The organism is Cohnella yongneupensis (assembly GCF_042655785.1).
Lineage (GTDB): Bacteria > Bacillota > Bacilli > Paenibacillales > Paenibacillaceae > Cohnella > Cohnella yongneupensis.
Genome location: NZ_JBHSNC010000056.1, coordinates 143,821 through 161,902, shown reverse-complemented (window position 1 = coordinate 161,902; position 18,082 = coordinate 143,821). Strand labels below are relative to the sequence as shown.

Annotated in this window: 17 protein-coding genes; 8 read left to right on the top strand and 9 right to left on the bottom strand. The window is 56.5% G+C overall.

Annotated features, from left to right (window positions below; genetic code table 11):
- Window positions 1-21 precede the first annotated feature (21 nt).
- Together leuD and leuC are read right to left on the bottom strand one after the other, a co-directional pair.
- Window positions 22-624 carry a 3-isopropylmalate dehydratase small subunit gene (gene leuD / locus ACFPQ4_RS20540; RefSeq protein WP_378113773.1) on the bottom strand — a complete coding sequence of 201 codons (603 nt, stop codon included), beginning with the start codon at window positions 622-624 and terminating at the stop codon, window positions 22-24.
- Between the two features lie 15 nt (window positions 625-639).
- Entirely contained in the window at window positions 640-2,061 is a 1,422-nt protein-coding gene (leuC, locus tag ACFPQ4_RS20535; RefSeq protein WP_378113772.1) for a 3-isopropylmalate dehydratase large subunit, read from the bottom strand.
- A gap of 135 nt (window positions 2,062-2,196) precedes the next feature.
- Here leuC and ACFPQ4_RS20530 point away from each other — a divergent pair, with 135 nt between their 5' ends.
- Window positions 2,197-3,099, top strand: a complete 903-nt coding sequence (locus ACFPQ4_RS20530; protein WP_378113771.1) for a LysR family transcriptional regulator — start codon at window positions 2,197-2,199, stop codon at window positions 3,097-3,099.
- Between the two features lie 140 nt (window positions 3,100-3,239).
- On the opposite strand, the gene ACFPQ4_RS20525 is transcribed toward ACFPQ4_RS20530, so the two are convergent.
- Entirely contained in the window at window positions 3,240-4,037 is a 798-nt protein-coding gene (locus tag ACFPQ4_RS20525; protein WP_378113770.1) for a carbon-nitrogen family hydrolase, read from the bottom strand.
- Window positions 4,038-4,174: 137 nt separating this feature from the next.
- Here ACFPQ4_RS20525 and ACFPQ4_RS20520 point away from each other — a divergent pair, with 137 nt between their 5' ends.
- The 7 genes from ACFPQ4_RS20520 (at window position 4,175) to mtnB (ending at window position 11,726) form a co-directional block, all read left to right on the top strand.
- Window positions 4,175-5,350: a pyridoxal phosphate-dependent aminotransferase gene (locus tag ACFPQ4_RS20520; RefSeq protein WP_378113769.1), complete on the top strand. Its 1,176-nt coding sequence runs from the start codon at window positions 4,175-4,177 to the stop codon at window positions 5,348-5,350.
- A 526-nt stretch (window positions 5,351-5,876) separates the two neighbouring features.
- On the top strand, window positions 5,877-7,004 hold the full coding sequence (proB, locus tag ACFPQ4_RS20515; protein ID WP_378113768.1) for a glutamate 5-kinase: 1,128 nt from the start codon (window positions 5,877-5,879) through the stop codon (window positions 7,002-7,004).
- A complete protein-coding gene (locus ACFPQ4_RS20510) occupies window positions 7,001-8,248 on the top strand; it encodes a glutamate-5-semialdehyde dehydrogenase (protein ID WP_378113767.1) in 1,248 nt (415 codons plus the stop codon). The genes proB and ACFPQ4_RS20510 overlap by 4 nt, the downstream gene beginning before the upstream one ends.
- 12 nt (window positions 8,249-8,260) lie before the next feature.
- On the top strand, window positions 8,261-9,139 hold the full coding sequence (gene proC / locus ACFPQ4_RS20505) for a pyrroline-5-carboxylate reductase (RefSeq protein WP_378113766.1): 879 nt from the start codon (window positions 8,261-8,263) through the stop codon (window positions 9,137-9,139).
- An 18-nt stretch (window positions 9,140-9,157) separates the two neighbouring features.
- Window positions 9,158-10,381 (top strand): 2,3-diketo-5-methylthiopentyl-1-phosphate enolase, encoded by a 1,224-nt coding sequence (locus ACFPQ4_RS20500; protein ID WP_378113765.1) that lies wholly within the window; start codon window positions 9,158-9,160, stop codon window positions 10,379-10,381.
- A complete protein-coding gene (locus tag ACFPQ4_RS20495) occupies window positions 10,378-11,079 on the top strand; it encodes a 2-hydroxy-3-keto-5-methylthiopentenyl-1-phosphate phosphatase (RefSeq protein ID WP_378113764.1) in 702 nt (233 codons plus the stop codon). The genes ACFPQ4_RS20500 and ACFPQ4_RS20495 overlap by 4 nt, the downstream gene beginning before the upstream one ends.
- Window positions 11,076-11,726 carry a methylthioribulose 1-phosphate dehydratase gene (gene mtnB, locus ACFPQ4_RS20490; protein ID WP_378113763.1) on the top strand — a complete coding sequence of 217 codons (651 nt, stop codon included), beginning with the start codon at window positions 11,076-11,078 and terminating at the stop codon, window positions 11,724-11,726. Before ACFPQ4_RS20495 ends, mtnB begins: the two co-directional genes overlap by 4 nt.
- 217 nt (window positions 11,727-11,943) lie before the next feature.
- On the opposite strand, the gene ACFPQ4_RS20485 is transcribed toward mtnB, so the two are convergent.
- The 6 genes from ACFPQ4_RS20485 to ACFPQ4_RS20460 form a co-directional block, all read right to left on the bottom strand.
- A complete protein-coding gene (locus ACFPQ4_RS20485; protein ID WP_378113762.1) occupies window positions 11,944-12,684 on the bottom strand; it encodes a DnaD domain protein in 741 nt (246 codons plus the stop codon).
- A 43-nt stretch (window positions 12,685-12,727) separates the two neighbouring features.
- Window positions 12,728-14,035, bottom strand: a complete 1,308-nt coding sequence (asnS, locus tag ACFPQ4_RS20480) for an asparagine--tRNA ligase (protein WP_378113761.1) — start codon at window positions 14,033-14,035, stop codon at window positions 12,728-12,730.
- A gap of 26 nt (window positions 14,036-14,061) precedes the next feature.
- Entirely contained in the window at window positions 14,062-15,273 is a 1,212-nt protein-coding gene (locus ACFPQ4_RS20475) for an acetate/propionate family kinase (RefSeq protein ID WP_378113760.1), read from the bottom strand.
- On the bottom strand, window positions 15,270-16,139 hold the full coding sequence (locus ACFPQ4_RS20470; RefSeq protein WP_378113759.1) for a 3-hydroxyacyl-CoA dehydrogenase family protein: 870 nt from the start codon (window positions 16,137-16,139) through the stop codon (window positions 15,270-15,272). The genes ACFPQ4_RS20475 and ACFPQ4_RS20470 overlap by 4 nt, the downstream gene beginning before the upstream one ends.
- Window positions 16,140-16,215: 76 nt before the next feature.
- Window positions 16,216-17,421 carry a hypothetical protein gene (locus tag ACFPQ4_RS20465; RefSeq protein WP_378113758.1) on the bottom strand — a complete coding sequence of 402 codons (1,206 nt, stop codon included), beginning with the start codon at window positions 17,419-17,421 and terminating at the stop codon, window positions 16,216-16,218.
- On the bottom strand, window positions 17,421-17,972 hold the full coding sequence (locus tag ACFPQ4_RS20460) for an RNA polymerase sigma factor (protein ID WP_378113757.1): 552 nt from the start codon (window positions 17,970-17,972) through the stop codon (window positions 17,421-17,423). Before ACFPQ4_RS20460 ends, ACFPQ4_RS20465 begins: the two co-directional genes overlap by 1 nt.
- Window positions 17,973-18,082 lie beyond the last annotated feature (110 nt).

Genomic DNA, 18,082 nt, shown 5'->3' with positions numbered 1-18,082 from the left:
ATCTTGCGTTTAATCGGAAGCTTACGCGTTTACGGCAGCCGCGCGTTTTGCTTCGTACGCGGTGATCGCTTCTTCGTGCTTCAACGTCAAGCCGATGTCGTCCAAGCCTTGCAGCAAAAACTGGCGGCGATGCTCGTCGAGGTCGAACGAAATGCTCAAGCCATTGTCGTCGGTGATGATGTTATTTTCAAGATCGACGTTCAGCGTATAGCCTTCTTGAGCGTTCGTGCGTTGGAACAAGTCTTCGACTTGCTCTTCGCTGAGCTTGATCGGTAGGATGCCGTTCTTGAAGCAGTTGTTGTAGAAAATATCGGCGAACGACGGCGCGATCACGCAGCGGAATCCGTAGTCCAGAATCGCCCACGGCGCATGCTCGCGGGACGAGCCGCAACCGAAGTTGGCGCGGGACAACAAGACGGAAGCGCCTTGGTAACGCGGCTTGTTCAGGTTGAACTCGGGAATGACGTTGCCTTGCTCATCCCATCTCCACTCGAAGAACAGGAATTGGCCGAAGCCGCTTCTCTCGATCCGCTTCAAAAACTGTTTTGGAATAATAGCGTCGGTATCTACGTTAACGCGGTCGACCGGTGCGACCAGACCGTTCAATTTGATAAATGGTTGCATATCTATCGCTCTCCTTTACGCCGTCACTTCGGACTTAAGTTCCCAATTGCGCACGTCGACGAAACGGCCTTGCACGGCCGCCGCTGCAGCCATCTCAGGCGATACAAGGTGCGTGCGTCCGCCGCGGCCTTGACGACCTTCGAAGTTGCGGTTCGATGTCGATGCGCAGCGTTGTCCCGGTTGAAGCACGTCCGGGTTCATCGCGAGGCACATGCTGCATCCCGCGTCGCGCCATTCGAATCCGGCGGCGGTGAAAATTTTGTCCAAGCCTTCCTTCTCCGCTTGCAGCTTAACGCGTCCGGATCCCGGAACGACGATCGCCGTAACGTTAGGGCTGACTTTGTAGCCGCGAGCGATCGATGCCGCCGCGCGCAAGTCTTCGATGCGTCCGTTCGTGCAGGAGCCGATGAAGACGTAGTCGATTTCGATTTCCGTCATCGGCGTTCCCGGTTTGAGGCCCATGTACTCGAGCGCGCTCATCGCGGCTTTGCGTTCGTTCTCGGTAGGTAGTTGCTCAGGTACGGGAACGGAAGACGTAATGCCCGTACCCATGCCTGGGCTCGTGCCCCACGTTACTTGCGGAACGAGCGTGTTAACGTCGAAGTCGAGAACGGTGTCGTACTCGGCGCCTTCGTCGGAGCAGAGCGCTTTCCATTGCTCGACCGCCGCGTCGAACGCAGCGCCTTGCGGTACGTACTCGCGTCCGCGCAAGTAGTCGAACGTCGTTTGGTCAGGTGCGATCAGACCCGCGCGAGCGCCGGCTTCGATCGACATGTTGCAGACGGTCATCCGTTCTTCCATCGTAAGCGTGCGAATTGCTTCGCCGCTGTATTCCATAACATAGCCGGTACCGAAGTCGGTGCCGTATTTCGCGATCAGGCCGAGGATCAAGTCCTTTGCCGTAATGCCAGGCTTGCGAGCGCCGTTGAAGCGGATGAGCATCGTCTTCGCTTTCGATTGCTGCAAGCATTGCGTCGCGAGCACGTGCTCGACTTCGCTCGTTCCGATACCGAACGCGAGAGCGCCGAACGCGCCGTGCGTCGAAGTATGGCTGTCGCCGCACACGATCGTCTTGCCCGGGTGCGTAAGGCCGAGTTCAGGGCCCATTACGTGAACGACGCCTTGATCGATCGTATCGAGATCGTATAGCTTAACGCCGAACTCGCGGCAGTTGTCCGTCAGCGTGTCGACTTGTTGCTTGGAGATCGGATCTTTAATGTTGAAACGGTCTTTGGTCGGTACGTTGTGGTCCATCGTTGCGAATGTCAGTTCAGGACGGCGCACTTTGCGGCCGGTCAGACGCAAGCCTTCGAACGCTTGCGGGGAAGTCACTTCATGCACCAGATGCAAGTCGATATACAAAATGCTAGGTTTGCCTTGCTCGGCGACAATGACGTGATTGTTCCAAATTTTCTCGAACATCGTTTGTTTACTCATGTCTCGATTCACCCCAATAATGACTCTATTAGCTTGAATCCATCATACCATTGGAACATTCATTGTTCCAAGATATAATATCTATAAGGTTAATAGTTCCAGACTATAATGGTAAAAAAGGAGATGTCCGCCCATATGGAATTCCGCCAATTGCAATACGCGATCCAAATCGCCGCCGAACGCAACTTTTCCCGCGCCGCGGATAAGCTTCATATCGCCCAACCTTCTCTTAGCCAGCAGCTTTCCAAGCTGGAAAAGGAGCTTGGCGTGCTTCTGTTCAAGCGCAGCACGAACTCCGTCGAGCTTACGTATGCCGGCTCCGTCTTCGTCGACAAAGCGCAGCAAATCATCGATATGGCCGATCAACTCCGCAGGGAAATGGAGGATATCGCCGACATGCGCAAAGGACGACTAGTCGTCGGGAGCTTGCCGATGACCGGCGCTCACGTGCTACCGTACGTGCTGCCCGTGTTCCGCGAAGCGTATCCCGACATCGAGATCGTGCTCATCGAGGAGTCTACGCGTAATTTGGAACATCTGACCGCAAGCGGCGGCACCGACGTCAGCTTGCTTACACTGCCGCTCGAAGAACAGTCGCTCGCGTATCAACCTCTAATTGACGAAGAGATATGTCTAGCCGTCCCGCCCGACAGTCCGATTGCCCGTCGCAATCCAGCCGATCCGCTACCGATCTCGGAGCTAGCCGACGAACCGTTCGTTCTCCTCAAGAAAGGTCAAGGCTTTCGCGCCATCGCGCACGATCTGTGCCGACAAGCCGGCTTTGAGCCGAAAATCGTTTTCGAAAGCGGCAACATCAACACCGTCCAATCGCTCGTCGCGGCGGGAATGGGCATCGCTTTCGTGCCTACGATGATGCGACACGCCGATTGGCACGGCCGCGCTCCCGTTTACTTGACGCTCGCCGATCGACCGACGCGTACCCTCGTCATCGCCTATCGTAAAGGAAGATATTTGTCCAACGCCGCGGAAGCGTTCATCTCGACGTTCAGGCAGACGCTCGTAGGCATTCAAGCTTAATCGACGCCTCCCCGCAACATCTTCGCATGCGCGATCGCCCTACGATGCAACAAGTCGACATCGTGCCTTCGATCGAGTTCAGACTGCGCCAAGAGACGATTATACATTGAGCCGGCAACGGGTGCCGGCTCAATGTTGGTTTATTGATATAGCGACGGACGCCGATCGGCGAATACCGGGATGCGTCCTCTTACTTCGTCGACGAGCGCAAGGTTAATTTCCGCTGTTAGGGTCATCTCTACTTCCTCCGCCTCGGCGATTACTTCGCCCCATGGGTCGATGACCATCGAATGGCCGAAGAACGTAGAAGCTCCGCTCTCTCCTACCGTGTTGCAGGAGACGACGTACATTTGGTTCTCGATCGCGCGAGCTTGCAGCAGCGTCCGCCAATGATGAAGGCGCGGGTGCGGCCATTCCGCGGGAACGAACAATATTCGGGCGCCGTCAAGCGCCAGCTTGCGCGCCAGCTCCGGGAACCGGATATCGTAGCAGATCATCGTCCCCGCGGGAACGCCGCCGAGCTCGAAGCGTCCAAGCGACTCTCCGGCATCGAGATGCAAATGCTCGTTCATGAGCTGGAACAGATGGATTTTCGAATATTGTCCGATTTCTTCGCCTTGCGTGTCGAAAATGTAAGTCGTGTTCGTTACGGTCGTTCCGTTTAAGCGCGCGATGGAACCCGCATGCACGCTCACGCCGTGCTTGCGGCAAAATGCGGACATGAATGCCTTCGTTCTCGTTCCGTCCGGATCGGCAAGCGACTGAATGCGGTCTAGCGCGTATCCGGTGTTCCACATTTCCGGAAGCACGATCAAATCCGGCTTCGGATTGGCCGTCGCGGCTTCCTCCAGCTTGGCGGCCATCTTCGCGAAGTTTGCCTCCGGATTGCCTGCTTCTATGTTCATTTGTACGATTGCGATACGCAGCGGGGTTGCCATCGATAAATCCACTCCTATTTCACTATTGCTCATATGTTACTGCATCGTCCTGTCCAGGGCAACAGCCGTTTGCCGACGGCGACGCAATTGTGCTACATTCAACCTATCCTACGAATGACGGAGTTGAACGAGTTTCCATGTCTTTTACTATTACTTCCGCTAATCGTCTTCAGACATTGCCCGAACAATTTTTCGCATCGCTCGTCGCCAAGGCGAACGCGCGCGCGGCCAGCGGACGCGACGTAATCAATCTAGGCCAAGGCAATCCCGATCAACCAACGCCAGCGGCGATCGTCGAGCGGCTCAAGCAAGCCGCGGACAATCCGCTCTATCATAAATATCCCCCGTTCCGCGGGTACCCTTTCTTGAAGCAAGCCGTCGCCAAGCGCTACAAGGAAGATTACGGCGTCGACCTCGACCCGGATACCGAAGTCGCGATCTTGTTCGGCGGCAAAACCGGACTCGTCGAGTTAAGTCAATGTTTGCTCAACCCTGGCGACGTCTGTCTCGTTCCGGACCCCGGATACCCCGATTACTGGTCGGGCGTCGCGCTTGCGGGCGCGGAGATGTCGTTCATGCCGCTCAAGGCGGACAACGCGTTCCTCCCGGACTATTCGAGCATCGCTCCGGACAAGCTGCAACGCGCGAAGCTTTTGTTCCTGAACTACCCGAACAATCCGACCGCCGCGACGGCCGACCTTTCCTTCTATGAAGATACCGTTGCTTTCGCGGAAAAGAACGGCATCGTAGTCGCCAGCGACTTCGCTTACGGCGCGATCGGCTTCGACGGCAAACGCCCAGTCAGCTTCTTGCAGACTCCGGGAGCGAAGGAAGTCGGCATCGAGTTCTATACGCTGTCCAAGACGTACAACATGGCCGGCTGGCGCGTTGGCTTCGCCCTCGGCAACGCCAAAATCGTAGAGATGATCAACTTGATTCAAGACCACATGTATTGCAGCTTGTTCGGCGGCATTCAAGAAGCGGCTGCAGAAGCATTGACCGGCTCCCAACAGTCCGTGGCGCAGCTTGTCGCTACGTACGAAAACCGTCGCAACACGCTTTACGGAGCCTTATCGGAAATCGGCTGGGATGCGCCTAAGCCCCCGGGTTCGTTCTTCTGCTGGCTACCGGTTCCGAAAGGATATACTTCCGTGGCGTTTTCCGATCTGCTGCTCGAGCAAGCGGACATCGTAGTCGCCCCCGGCACCGGCTTCGGCGCAAGCGGCGAAGGCTACGTGAGACTCGGCTTGCTGACGTCGGAAGAACGGCTCAAGGAAGTTGCGGAGAGAATCGGCAAGCTGAAACTGTTCTAAGGCGAAAACGCTTGGCAGACAAGGCCTTTCGTTCCTTTACATCCCTTATGCCGCATGGTATTGTAAATATATTACGCGTCGATGGCATTTCGGCGCGCTTGCACGATAGCAACGCAATGACGGGAACCGAACCGGAACCGGACATGTCCAGAGAGTAAATTTCTAGGCTGAGAGAATTTACCCTGTCCCCGCTTCTCCCAATCCCCGAGCGGACGGCGATGAGCCGTACGGCCCCTGCCGTTACCAGGGCTTTGAGCGGACGGATCGCGACTTAACGTCGCCCCCGTCAACGAAGGTGGTACCGCGGATGCTAGGCTTCCGTCCTTTGATTAGGATGGAAGCTTTTTTGCGTACATTTCAACACTTGTTTGGGGTCACTTCGCGGATCCACAGTGTCACCGAGCCCGGTTAGAGGCACCTCGTTCCGCTATTGCGCGGATTCGCGCCGACACCGGCCCGATAGCGGCACGAGGATTCGAACCATCGCAATCGAAACTATCACTTCTTCATCAAGGAGTTGTTGTGAATGTCAGGTCAGCGTATCGTCGTCAAAATCGGCAGCAGCTCCCTCACTTCCGAGGAAGGTGGCCTGAACCGCGAGCAAGTGCAATTTTTCGCGGGCGAACTCGCCGCGTTGCATCAAGCCGGCCATCAAGTGCTGCTCGTTACATCTGGCGCCCAAGCGGCGGGCTTTCGCAAGCTCGGTTATCCGGTCAAGCCGAAAATCATCCACGAGAAGCAAGCGGCAGCCGCGGTAGGTCAAGCGTTGCTCATGCAAGCGTACCAGGAAGCGTTCTTGACGCGCGGCATCGCCGTCGCGCAGATTTTGCTCACGCGCCCCGACTTCAGCAACCGCGGACGCGCCCAAAACGCGCAACGGACGATCGAAGAACTGCTCAAGCAACGGGCGCTGCCGATCATTAACGAGAACGATACCGTCGCGGTCGACGAAATCAAATTCGGCGACAACGACTCGTTATCCGCGCTCGTGGCCAACTTGGTCAGAGCCGACGGCCTATACATCCTGACGGACATGGACGGCGTCTACTCCGCGGACCCTCGCAAGGAGCCGGACGCGATAAAGTTCGAGCGAATCGAAGTGCTCACGGATGAGCTTTATCGCGTAGCCGGAGGCGCCGGCACGGCGGTTGGAACGGGCGGCATGCGCTCCAAGATCGAAGCTGCTCGCATTGCGATGCAAGGCGGAGTGCCTCTCTTCGTAGGCCGGGTATCCGAGCCGGGAGATCTCTCCGACGCGGTAGCCGGAACGGGCAGAGGCACTTATTTCGCATCGTCGCATCATTCGCTGTCATCCAAGAAACAATGGGTCGGTTTCCTTTCCGTTCCGCAAGGTCGAATCATCGTCGATAATGGTGCCGAAACCGCGCTTATGAACAACGGGCGCAGCTTGCTGCCGGCAGGCGTTATCGCCGCATCGGGAGACTTCCATCCCGGCGACGTCGTCGAAGTCGTCAATTCCGACGGCCGGTTGCTCGGGCGCGGCGTCACCCATTACGCCGCTTGGCAAGTGACCGCGGTAGCCGGTCTGTCCAGCGAGGAAGTCATGCGCAGAATCGAAGTTGCGCGAGTCGAAATCATTCACCGCGACGAATGGGTCGCGTCTACGATCGTTAAGGAGGCGGATCACGCATGAGCGAAGTGATAGCAAAAACGAAGGCGGCCAAAGCAACGACCGTCATTTTGGGCAAGCTGACTACAGCGCAAAAGAACGAAGCATTAATGATCATGGCCGACGCGTTAATGGCCGATCATGACGGTATTATCGCGGCTAACGCCGAGGATCTCGCGCGCGGCAGAGACAACGGCACGTCTCCTGCCCTGCTTGACCGGATCAAGCTGACCCCTGACCGCATAGCCGGCATAGCGGAAGGTATCCGCCAAATCGTCGCTCTTCCCGATCCGGTAGGCGAGGTGCTCGAGTCCGGCCATCGACCGAACGGCCTGTTCATCGAAAAGCGCCGCGTGCCGATCGGCGTCGTTGGCATAATCTACGAAGCTAGACCGAACGTTACCGTCGACGCGGCCGCGCTGTGCTTGAAGACGGGCAACGCCGTCGTGCTGCGCGGCGGATCGGCCGCCCTCAGCTCCAATCGCTATATTGTTAACGTGTTACGCCAAGCTTTAACACACTCCGCGATGCCAGCTGACGCGCTTCAGCTGATCGAAGATGCTAGCCGCAGCTCCGTGGACGAGATGTTGAAGCTGAACGGCTTGCTGGACGTCATCATTCCGCGAGGCGGAGCATCCTTGATCCAGAACGTCGTCCAAAACGCGACCGTCCCGGTCATCGAGACCGGCGCAGGCATCTGCCATACTTTCGTGGACGAAACCGCCGACGCCGGAATGGCTACCGCGATCGCGGTGAACGCGAAAGCTCAGCGTCCTTCCGTATGTAACTCGATGGAGACGCTGCTCGTTCATCGTGCGTTCGCAGTCCGGCATCTTGCGTCGCTTGCGGACGCTATGCGCGCGGCGAGCGTCGAGCTCAGAGGCTGCGGCACGACGCTCGAGCTCATCGGCGAAGCCAAAGTCGCAACCGACGAAGACTTCGCCACGGAATACAACGACTACATTCTTAACGTCCGCGTCGTCGACTCGCTTGATGAGGCGATCGACCATATCCGCCGCTTCGGCACGATGCACTCGGAATGCATCGTTACCGAGAACGCGGACCATGCCGAGCGCTTCATGCAGGACGTGGACGCAGCGGCCGTCTATCATAACGCGTCCACGCGGTTCACGGACGGCTTCGAGTTCGGCTACGGCGCGGAAATCGGCATCAGCACGCAGAAGCTTCACGTGCGCGGACCGATGGGCTTGCCTGCTTTAACCTCTACGAAGTACCGGGTGCTCGGCAACGGGCAAATTCGAACATAGGAGCATACCGATATGACCGACAATAATAAATTATCCCAAGTATCCATAACGTTTTTCGGCGCAGGTTCGATGGCGGAAGCGATTTTGCGCGGCCTCGTGGAAGTGAAGCTAACCGAGCCATCCAAAATCACCGTCGTGAACCGCCAGAACGCCGAACGGCTTCGCGGGCTATCGGAAGCTTACGGCGTCGTTCCGGCGATCGAAGACAACCAGAAGCTAGATGCGCTTAAAAACGCGGACGTCATCCTTCTCGGCATGAAACCGAAAGACGCCGCAAGCGCGATCGCCTCCCTGCGTCCTTTGCTCCGTCCGGAGCAATTGATCATCTCGGTTATCGCCGGACTGTCCATCGCGACGATGCACCAGTTGCTCGATCGCCCCCAGCCGGTCGTTCGCACGATGCCGAATACGTCGAGCACCATTGGCCTCGGCGCCACGGGCATCAGCTTCTCGGAGACGGTATCCGAAACGCAGCGCGCGCTTTCGCTGGCCATCTTCGATGCGGTCGGCATGAGCGTCGTCGTCGACGAACCGCTGATCGAAGCGGTTAACGGCGTGTCGGGCAGCGGACCAGCTTATATTTACTTCATGATGGAAGCGATGATCGACGCGGGCGTACAGCTCGGACTTTCCCGCGAAGCCGCAACCGCGCTAACCGCGCAAACCGTTCGCGGCGCCGGCGAAATGGTGAAGCTCACGGGCGAAGATCCAAGCGAGCTTCGGCGCAAAGTCACTTCGCCGAACGGAACGACGTTCGCCGCGCTCGAATTGATGCGGCAGTTCGGCTTCCAGGAAGGCATGAACAAGGCGATTCTCCGCTGCGCGGAACGCGCCAGAGAGATGGGCGAAGCGATTCGGGCGGAAGCCTCCGCTTCCGAGCCACGTCAATAGAAAGAAGGAATACACGCGATGGATTACGCCAAATATAGCTTAGCAACGTATCGTCTATACGACGACAAAGCGGATTTCGATAAAAAAGCGCTCGGCATCGCGGTCGGGCTGACCGTCGGAAGCTGGACCGAGCTGCCGGAAGCGGCTAGAGCGCAAATGCAGCAGCATTTAGGCCAAGTCGTGTCCGTCGACGTACATGAAGGAGAAGCAAGTCAACGCTACGCCGACATCACGATCGCCTACCCCGACGTAAACTTCAGCAGAGATATTCCTGCCCTGCTCGTCACCGCATTCGGCAAATTGTCGATGGACGGGAAAATCAAGCTCATCGATCTGCAGCCGTCCGCGGATTTCCTTTCCGCGTTCCCTGGACCGAAGTTCGGTCTGCATGGCGTCCGCGATTTACTCGGCGTGCACAATCGTCCGCTAGTCATGAGCATTTTCAAATCGGTCATCGGCCATGATCTTGCCGGTTTGCGCGAACAGTTCCTCCAGCAAGCGCTCGGCGGCGTCGATCTAATCAAGGACGACGAAATTTTGTTCGAGAACCCGCTTACGCCGCTCGAAGCGCGCGTAGAAGCTTGCATGGACGCGGCCCGCGAAGCGGAGCAAACAACCGGCCAGAAACTGCTCTATTTCACTAATTTGACCGGCTCGACGTTCCAACTGAAAGCGAACGCCAAACGCGCGATCGCCGCGGGCGCGAACGGCTTGCTGTTTAACGTACTTGCCTATGGATTCGACGCTTTAGCTGAGCTTGCCTCCGATCCGGACATCAACGTGCCGATCGCTGCGCATCCATCGCTTGCCGGCGCTATTTATCCGTCACAATATCATGGCATGTCCGCCGCGCTATTGCTAGGCAAGCTGATGCGGATCGCCGGCGCGGATCTTAGTCTTTTCCCTTCGCCGTACGGCTCCGTCGTCATGCCGAAAGCCGAGAACTTAGCCGTGAAGGAAGCGTTGCTTACGCCGTCTTTGCCTCAGGCAGCGGCGTTCCCGGTACCTTCCGCGGGCATCCACCCAGGCCTTGTCCCGTTGATTTTGCAAGATTTCGGACCCGATGTCGTCGTCAACGCCGGAGGCGGCGTGCATGGTCACCCGCTCGGCGCGGCTGCCGGCGGACGCGCTTTCCGGCAGGCCGTAGACGCCGTGAAGCAAGGCGTTTCTTTAGAAGAACACGGCAAGCAACATGAAGAACTGCGCATCGCGATCGAACGCTGGGGGGTACGCACGTCTTGAGCAACGACAACACGAACAGCAAAGTAGCCTTTCCGCGTCCGCCCGTCTTATTTTGCGATTTCGACGGAACGATCACGCTAAGCGACAACATCGTCGCCGTTATGAAACACTTCAATCCGCCCGGCTGGGAGACGATCGTTAGCGATATCGTCGGAGGACGCAAGTCGCTTCAAGTCGGCGTAGGCGAAATGTTCGCGCTCTTCCCTTCTTCCATGAAGCAGGAAGTCACCGACTACATTCTTACGACCGCTGGCATTCGCGCCGGATTCCCCGAGCTGCTCCAGTGGTGCAAAGACCATGACGTTCCGTTCTACGTAACGAGCGGTGGCATCGACTTTTTCATCGAGCCGCTCCTCGCTCCGTTCGGCATTCCGGCCGATCACATTTACTGCAACGGCAGCGACTTCAGCGGCGATGGCATCCGCATTACGTGGCCGCATGAATGCGACGACGAATGCGCGAACGGCGCGTGCGGCATGTGCAAGACGACAGTCATTCGCCGGTTCCCGCGGGATGAATATTTCCGAATTCTTATCGGCGACAGCATTACCGACTTCGAAGGCGCCAAGCTGGTCGACCTCGTCTTCTCGCGGTCCCATCTTACCGACCGTTGCATCGAGCTCGGTCTGCCGCATATTCCGTTCGATACGTTCCACGATATTATCCGTCACTTGGAGCAAGGAGGCATATCCTCATGAGTTTCGCGGACATTATGTTAGAGGACAAGCAGCGGGTGCTGCGTGAATTTACCGAGGTAAAAGCGGATTTCGCCTCGCGCGGCTGGTTTCCGGGCACGAGCGGCAACCTGTCGATGCGTGTCGGTCCTTTCACTCCCGAGCAATTTCATTTCGCCGTAACGGCGAGCGGAAAAGACAAAACGAAGTCCACGCCGGAGGATTTCCTGTTCGTGGACCAAGACGGCAATCGCAGCGAGGCGACAGCATTGAAGCCTTCGGCGGAAACGTCTCTGCATCGCGAGATTTACCGATTAACCGGTGCAGGCGCCATCTTCCATATTCATTCCGTCCACAACAACCTCGTCTCCGAGCTGTTCTGGGAACGGCGTTCGGTTCGCATTGACGGTGTCGAGCTGATCAAAGCGTTCGATATTTGGGACGAAGACGCGGTTATCGAGATTCCGATTTTGCCTAACTACGCGGATGTGCCACGCATCGTACCCGAAATTACGGCGAACTTGAATCCGCGCATTCCCGGCCTTCTCATCCGCAAGCACGGCTTATGCGCTTGGGGCAAGGACGCTTTCGAAGCGAAACGCCACCTTGAAGCATTCGAGTTTTTGTTCGAGTACGCTTACAAGTGGGAGCTGCTGAATCGCGGGCGCTAAACCAGGCCTCGAGTATGCAATCGGTTACCCGTTAATAGAGGTATATATGCCCCTAATTGCGGCAGATCGTTGGTTTATCGCGAAATAGAGGCAGATTTGCCCCTGTTGACGATGAATCGTGTGTTTCTCGTAAAATAGAGGCAGATTTGCCCCTACATAAAAAAGCTTCGACGAGCAGGCACATTGCCTAGCAGGTCGAAGCTTTTTATTCCTTCACTTACCGCCCCGTCCGGAACTTCTGAGCGTGCAGCCGCGCCTCTTCCACGTTCGTCACGCGGTTGCGGCTCCACTCCAGCAGGATGCGGTCGATGTAACGGAAGTGGAGCTTGCCGGCGAACACCGACTCCTTGAGCGCGAACCGGATTAGCTCTTCCGCGTACTGGTCCTGATCGAGCCAGCTGTTGATCGTCTCGTACTCCATAGGAGTGAGCGGACGGCCGAACTCTTGCTCGAAGAGGACGAAGATGCTATGAGTCCCTTTGGCAAGGACGGGAATCGTTCTCCCCGCGCTCGCCGTCGTTGCGACTTCGGACGCTCCCGAACCGCTGCCTCCCCTGCCGACCGCCCCGGCGGCACCGGATGACTCCGCCGGCCGCTCGCCAGACGCGATATATAGAGCGATTTTCTGGAACAATCCTGCGAGATTATACTTCTCGGACTGAACGCCGGTAGCCGGATCGTATACTTCGTCGATCGTGACGAAGCCAAGCTTCATCAGATTTTGCACCGCTTGTCCGACGACCGATGACGAGGAGCCGATACGCTCCATCAGCTGTTCGATCGTCGGGAATTCGTTCTGCTCGAGCTGACGAAACGCGAGAAGCTGCATCAGCAGCATCGCTTCCGTATCGTTCAATTTCAACGCGCGGTACGAACGCAGCAGCGAATAGGGAATGCTGACTGCTCCGTCCATATAAGCTTCCGCCATGCCGCGCGCGTATTCGTTTCGTTCGTTCATCGCCCGGTTCACCTCTCTCGTGTGGATGAGCAAACGTCACATCTTAAGGATAGAGCCTGTAGAGCATACGAGGGAACGGAATCGTCTCCCGGACGTGGTCCAAGCCGCAAATCCAGGCAACCGTACGCTCTAGCCCGAGTCCGAAGCCGGAATGCGGCACCGTGCCGTAACGACGCAAGTCCATATACCACTTGTAAGCTTCCTCGGACAGATTATGCTCTTCAAAGCGCGAAGCCATCAGCTCCGGATCGTCGATCCGCTGCGAACCTCCGATTATTTCCCCATAGCCTTCCGGAGCGATCATATCCGCGCATAGAACGACTTCCGGCCGATTAGGATCCGGCTTCATATAGAACGCTTTGAAGCTGGCCGGATAGTGCGTTATGAACACCGGACGGTCGAACTTCTCGGCGATCGCGGTTTCGTGCGGCGCGCCGAAGTCTTCGCCCCATGGCAAGTCCATGCCGATTTCCTTCAGCAAATCGATCGCTTCGTCATACGTGATACGCGGGAACGGCGGCAGCACCCGCTCGAGCGCGGTAACGTCCCGCTCCAGCGTCGCCAGCTCCGGCCGGCAATGCTCAAGCACGCTTCCGACGACATGAGCCACGAACTGCTCCTGCACGCGCAAGTTTTCCTCGTGATCGACGAACGCCATCTCCGGCTCGATCATCCAGAACTCGATTAAATGACGGCGCGTTTTCGACTTTTCGGCACGGAACGTGGGACCGAACGAATACACTTTGCCAAGCGCCATCGCGGCCGCTTCCATGTACAGTTGACCGCTCTGCGTCAAATAAGCGTCTTCATCAAAGTACTTAATGTGGAACAGGTTCGTCGTTCCTTCCGCCGACGAAGGCGTCAATATCGGCGGATCGACGAGCGTGAAGCCTCTTTCGTCGAAAAAGGTTTGGATCGCCGAAATAATTTGCGCCCGAATGCGCAGGATCGCCCGTTGACGAGGCGCGCGCAGCCACAAATGACGGTGATCCATCAAGAAGTCTACGCCGTGCTCCTTCGGCGTTATCGGGTAATTTTGCGTAATTTGAATGATCTCGATGCCGGTAACCGCAAGCTCGTAGCCGGACGGACTGCGCGGCTCTTCCCGCACGACGCCGGTTACGTACAGCGAGCTCTCTTGCGTCAGCTTGCCTGCGTTTTCCCAAGTTGCTTCGTCCGCTTCCTCTTTAACGAGCACGCCTTGTATGTAGCCCGTACCGTCCCGTAGCTGCAAAAATTGAATCTTTCCGCTGGACCGCTTGCGCGCGAGCCAGCCGCCGAACGTAACCGTTTGTCCGACGAAACCGCCTATCGTCGATATCGTCACCTTATTCGAACCTGATATCGTCATTAAATGAAATCCCCCTTCAATTAGGCTTAGTTGCGTTGCAACTCTTTAACGATGGTATACGTATCACGCGCGATAAGCAGTTCTTCGTTGGTCGGAACGACGAGAACTTCGACCTTGGATTCGTCCGTCGTAATGCGACGCGGCTCCGGCGAACGAACACTGTTACGCGCCTCGTCCAACTGTACCCCGAAGAAAGTCAATTGCTCGCATATTGCTTTGCGCAACACGTCCGAATTTTCTCCGACGCCCGCCGTGAAAATAATCGCGTCGAGCCCGTTCATCGCCGCCGCGTAAGCGCCGATATATTTGCGAATGCGATAAGCGTACATATCGAACGCGAGCTTCGCGTTGGCATCGCCTTCGTTCATAGCCTCGACCACTTCCCGCATGTCGCTGCTGATGCCGGAGACGGCGAGCAAACCGCTATGCTTGTTCAGCATCGAATTGACTTCGTTTAAAGTCAAATCTTCTTTGTTGATCGTAAAAGGCACGACCGCCGGGTCAAGGTCGCCGCTGCGCGTCCCCATCATAAGCCCTTCCAGCGGCGTCATGCCCATACTCGTGTCGAACGACTTGCCATCCATAATCGCCGTGCAGCTTGCCCCGTTGCCGATATGGCAGCTTATGAGCTTAAGCTCTCGTAACGGACGGCCGAGAAACTCAGCCGCGCGTTTGCTGACGTAATCGTGAGACGTACCGTGGAAGCCGTATTTGCGAATTTTGTGCTTGCGGTACAACACCTTCGGAATGGCATACATGTACGTCATTTTCGGCATCGTCTGGTGAAACGCGGTATCGAAGACGACCGTCTGCGGCACGTCCGGCAAGTTAGCCTCCACCGCCGCAATGCCCATCATATGTGCCGGGTTGTGCAATGGCGCGAGGTCGAACAGCTTGCGGATCTCCAGCTTCACTTGCTGATCGATCAGCACCGATTCGCTGAACGACTCGCCGCCGTGCACGACGCGGTGGCCGACCCCTTTAATGTCCGTAATGTTGCTAAGAACGCCGACTTTGCGGTGTGTCAGCATGTCGAGCACTTTTTTTATCGCGGTCGTATGGTCGAGAATTTCGCTGACTTCTTTGACCTCCGGCTGCCCGTCCACCTCGTGCGTCAGTATGGAGGAGTCCATGCCGATCCGCTCCACGCGCCCTTTCGCGAGCACGGTCTCCGTGGATATTTCGTACAGCTGGTATTTCAGGGACGAGCTTCCGGCGTTAATGACGAGAATGTTCATAACCGCTCACCGTCCTTGTTGTACTTGAAAAATCCGATGCCGGACTTAACCCCGAGATGTCCCGCGCGGACTTTCTTCTTAAGCAGGAACGACGGCCGGTACTTGAGCTCCCCGAATTCCCGGAACATGCGCTCCAACGCCGCCAGAACAGAATCGAGACCGAATCGGTCGGCCATTTCCAGCGGACCGTGTTCGAACTGATAGCCGAGGCGCATAGCGGTGTCGATATCCTCGGGCGACGCGACGCCTTCCTCGAGCACGTGCAAAGATTCGTTGATCAGCAGGCATATGAGCCGCGTCGTCACGAAGCCCGGCGATTCGTATACCATGACGCCTTCTTTAGTGAGCGCCTCCTCTACGAACGCCTTCGTCCGATTAAACGTATCGTCCGACGTTTGCAAGCCGCGAATGATCTCGACGACGTCGATTCTGGACGTCGGATAGACGAAATGCATGCCGATGACGCGCTCCGGATATTGGGACGCGCCAGCCAGCTCCGTCAAGCTTAATGTGGACGTATTGCTTGCGATGATGGCGTCTTTGGATAGGATGCCGTCCAATTGTTGAATGACCGCTTTTTTACTGTCCAAATCCTCGCTGATCGTCTCGATGACGAGCTCGCAGCTTGCCAAATGATAAAGAGATGTTTCCATATGTATGCGATTTAACATTAATTTTTTCTCCGCGGCCGTAATGGCCCAACGTTCCATTTGCCGATCCAGGCTCGCTTCCAGCATATCCAACGCATGCTGAAGACGCTCCGGCGTTTTTTCCACGAGATGGACGTCCATCCCTTTTACGGCGAGCATTTCCGCGATGCTCTGCCCCATCGTTCCTGCGCCCACGACGCCGATTACACGAAACATATGAACGTAGCCTCCAGTTGCCCGCCTTGAAATAAAAAGAAGATACCCTCTAGTGTTCGCGGGTATCTTCATTTTATCATAATCGGTTCTGGTTAGTTGTGCCAATCCATTGACCGAGCATCTGCTTCCAATTGTTCACGTATCCGTCCTGCGCCCATTGCACCATGACGATGCTTTCGCGTTCGCCGAGCTCGATTGTCAGCGGCTTCATGTCCTCGTCTTTCATCCGGTAAGCGAACACTTCGATCGCGTCTTTCGTCTTGACGGCCAGCAAGTCTTCCGTAGGCGACGTGAACGCGTCTTCCGCGGACGGCTCGCGCTTGCGAATATCGTCCCAGTTCAGCCACAGCTTGTCATAGGAAGCGACTTCCGTCGGCAGCTTCGGTCCGATCCCCGTTGAGTTTGAGATTCTAGTAAGCAATTGCTCCGAGCTTTCAGCCGTGCCAGGCACCTTGATGACCCACTGTCCCGTTTGCCTTGCAATCGTCCATTCGTCCGTGTACAAGCTTGATGCGAGAACGAGCCGGGTCAACTCGTAATGCGGTTCATCCGCCGACTTGGCGGCGCTCTCGCGAAGCTTCGGCGCCAACTGCTCGATATCCTTCACCCACACGCGGGACGTCGTCTCGCCCGTGTTCGCTTCGGTTTTCGTCTGCAGCAGCGACACGTACTTGTTGCCCGCAAACAGCAGTTTCTCGTTCGTGCGGTAGGCCGAGTCCGTCGCGATCGCTGGCGGAAGCGCCTCTCCAGCGGGCACGGACGCGATCGTCTGCACCCCTTTGCCGAGCGAGTCGCCGACCGCGTCGAGCCGGTAGAACTTCATCTTAAAGGGCATGTAGATGCCTTCCAAGCTCGCGTTCACCTGCAGTTCCCCGTCCTCGGGCGCAATGAGCAAAGTCCGGTACGAGCTCGAAGGACCGCCCTCCTCCCCTTCGGGAATATCGTCGCGAATGCCGATCAGCATGGCTGAACGCGGATCGTCCTTCGTATAGATGGACGCCATCGTTTCGTTCGTCGCGGTTGCTCCCGCAAGATTCGCCTGATCGCTATGCATCGCGCTCGGCTCGATGGTCTGCGAATACCACATCCAAATCCCCGCGAGCACGGCGACAAGCATCGTAAAGGCCGCCCCAAACCTCGCCCATGGCATCATCCACAGCTTAGGCCTGCGTCTGCGCGGGTTATTTATTTCCTCATGAATTCGTCTGCGTAACGCTTCGTCGAAGCCGTTCCTGGCCAGTGGACCTCGTGTAAGTTGATCTCGAAGTTCTTTGTCGTCCACTATAGGCTCGCCTCCTTCATTTTCGTCAGTTTCTGCCGGGCATGGAACATTCGCGATTTGACCGTCCCCTCGGATACGCCGAGCATCTGGGCGATTTCCTTGAGCGATAATTGATGGTGCGCGAACAGGATGATGACTTCCCGGTATTTTATCGGCAGTTGCAGCACATGCTTCCACAGATCGTTCACCGCAAGCTGCTCCAGCGATTCTCTTTCGGCCGATTGCCGGCTTCCGTGCTCCTCGTAAGTATCGGTTAAAGTGACTTTGCGTAAAAACGCCGAACGCTTGAAGTCGATCGCCGTATTCCGGGTAATCGTAAGCAGCCACGTCTTGACCGAGGCGTCCCTGCGGAAGGCGTGCATATTGCGGAATACTTTAATAAATACTTCCTGCGTTATATCGTCGGCGAGATCCCACTTGCGGGTTATGCTAAAGGCGTAGTTCCAAACATCTTTGCCGTACGCCGTCATCAGTTCGTTCAACAATTCCTTGTCGTCGCTCGGATCTAGTCTATATTTAAGAAAATCGAAATTATGCTGCGGATCCAACATTGCCACCTCTATTCCTATAAACGAACGATATTAGACATAAGTTCAATCTATCATACTTTCAAATTATTAAGTTAAAGGCTACCTAAAAAAAGCCCCCGCTCGACGGAAAC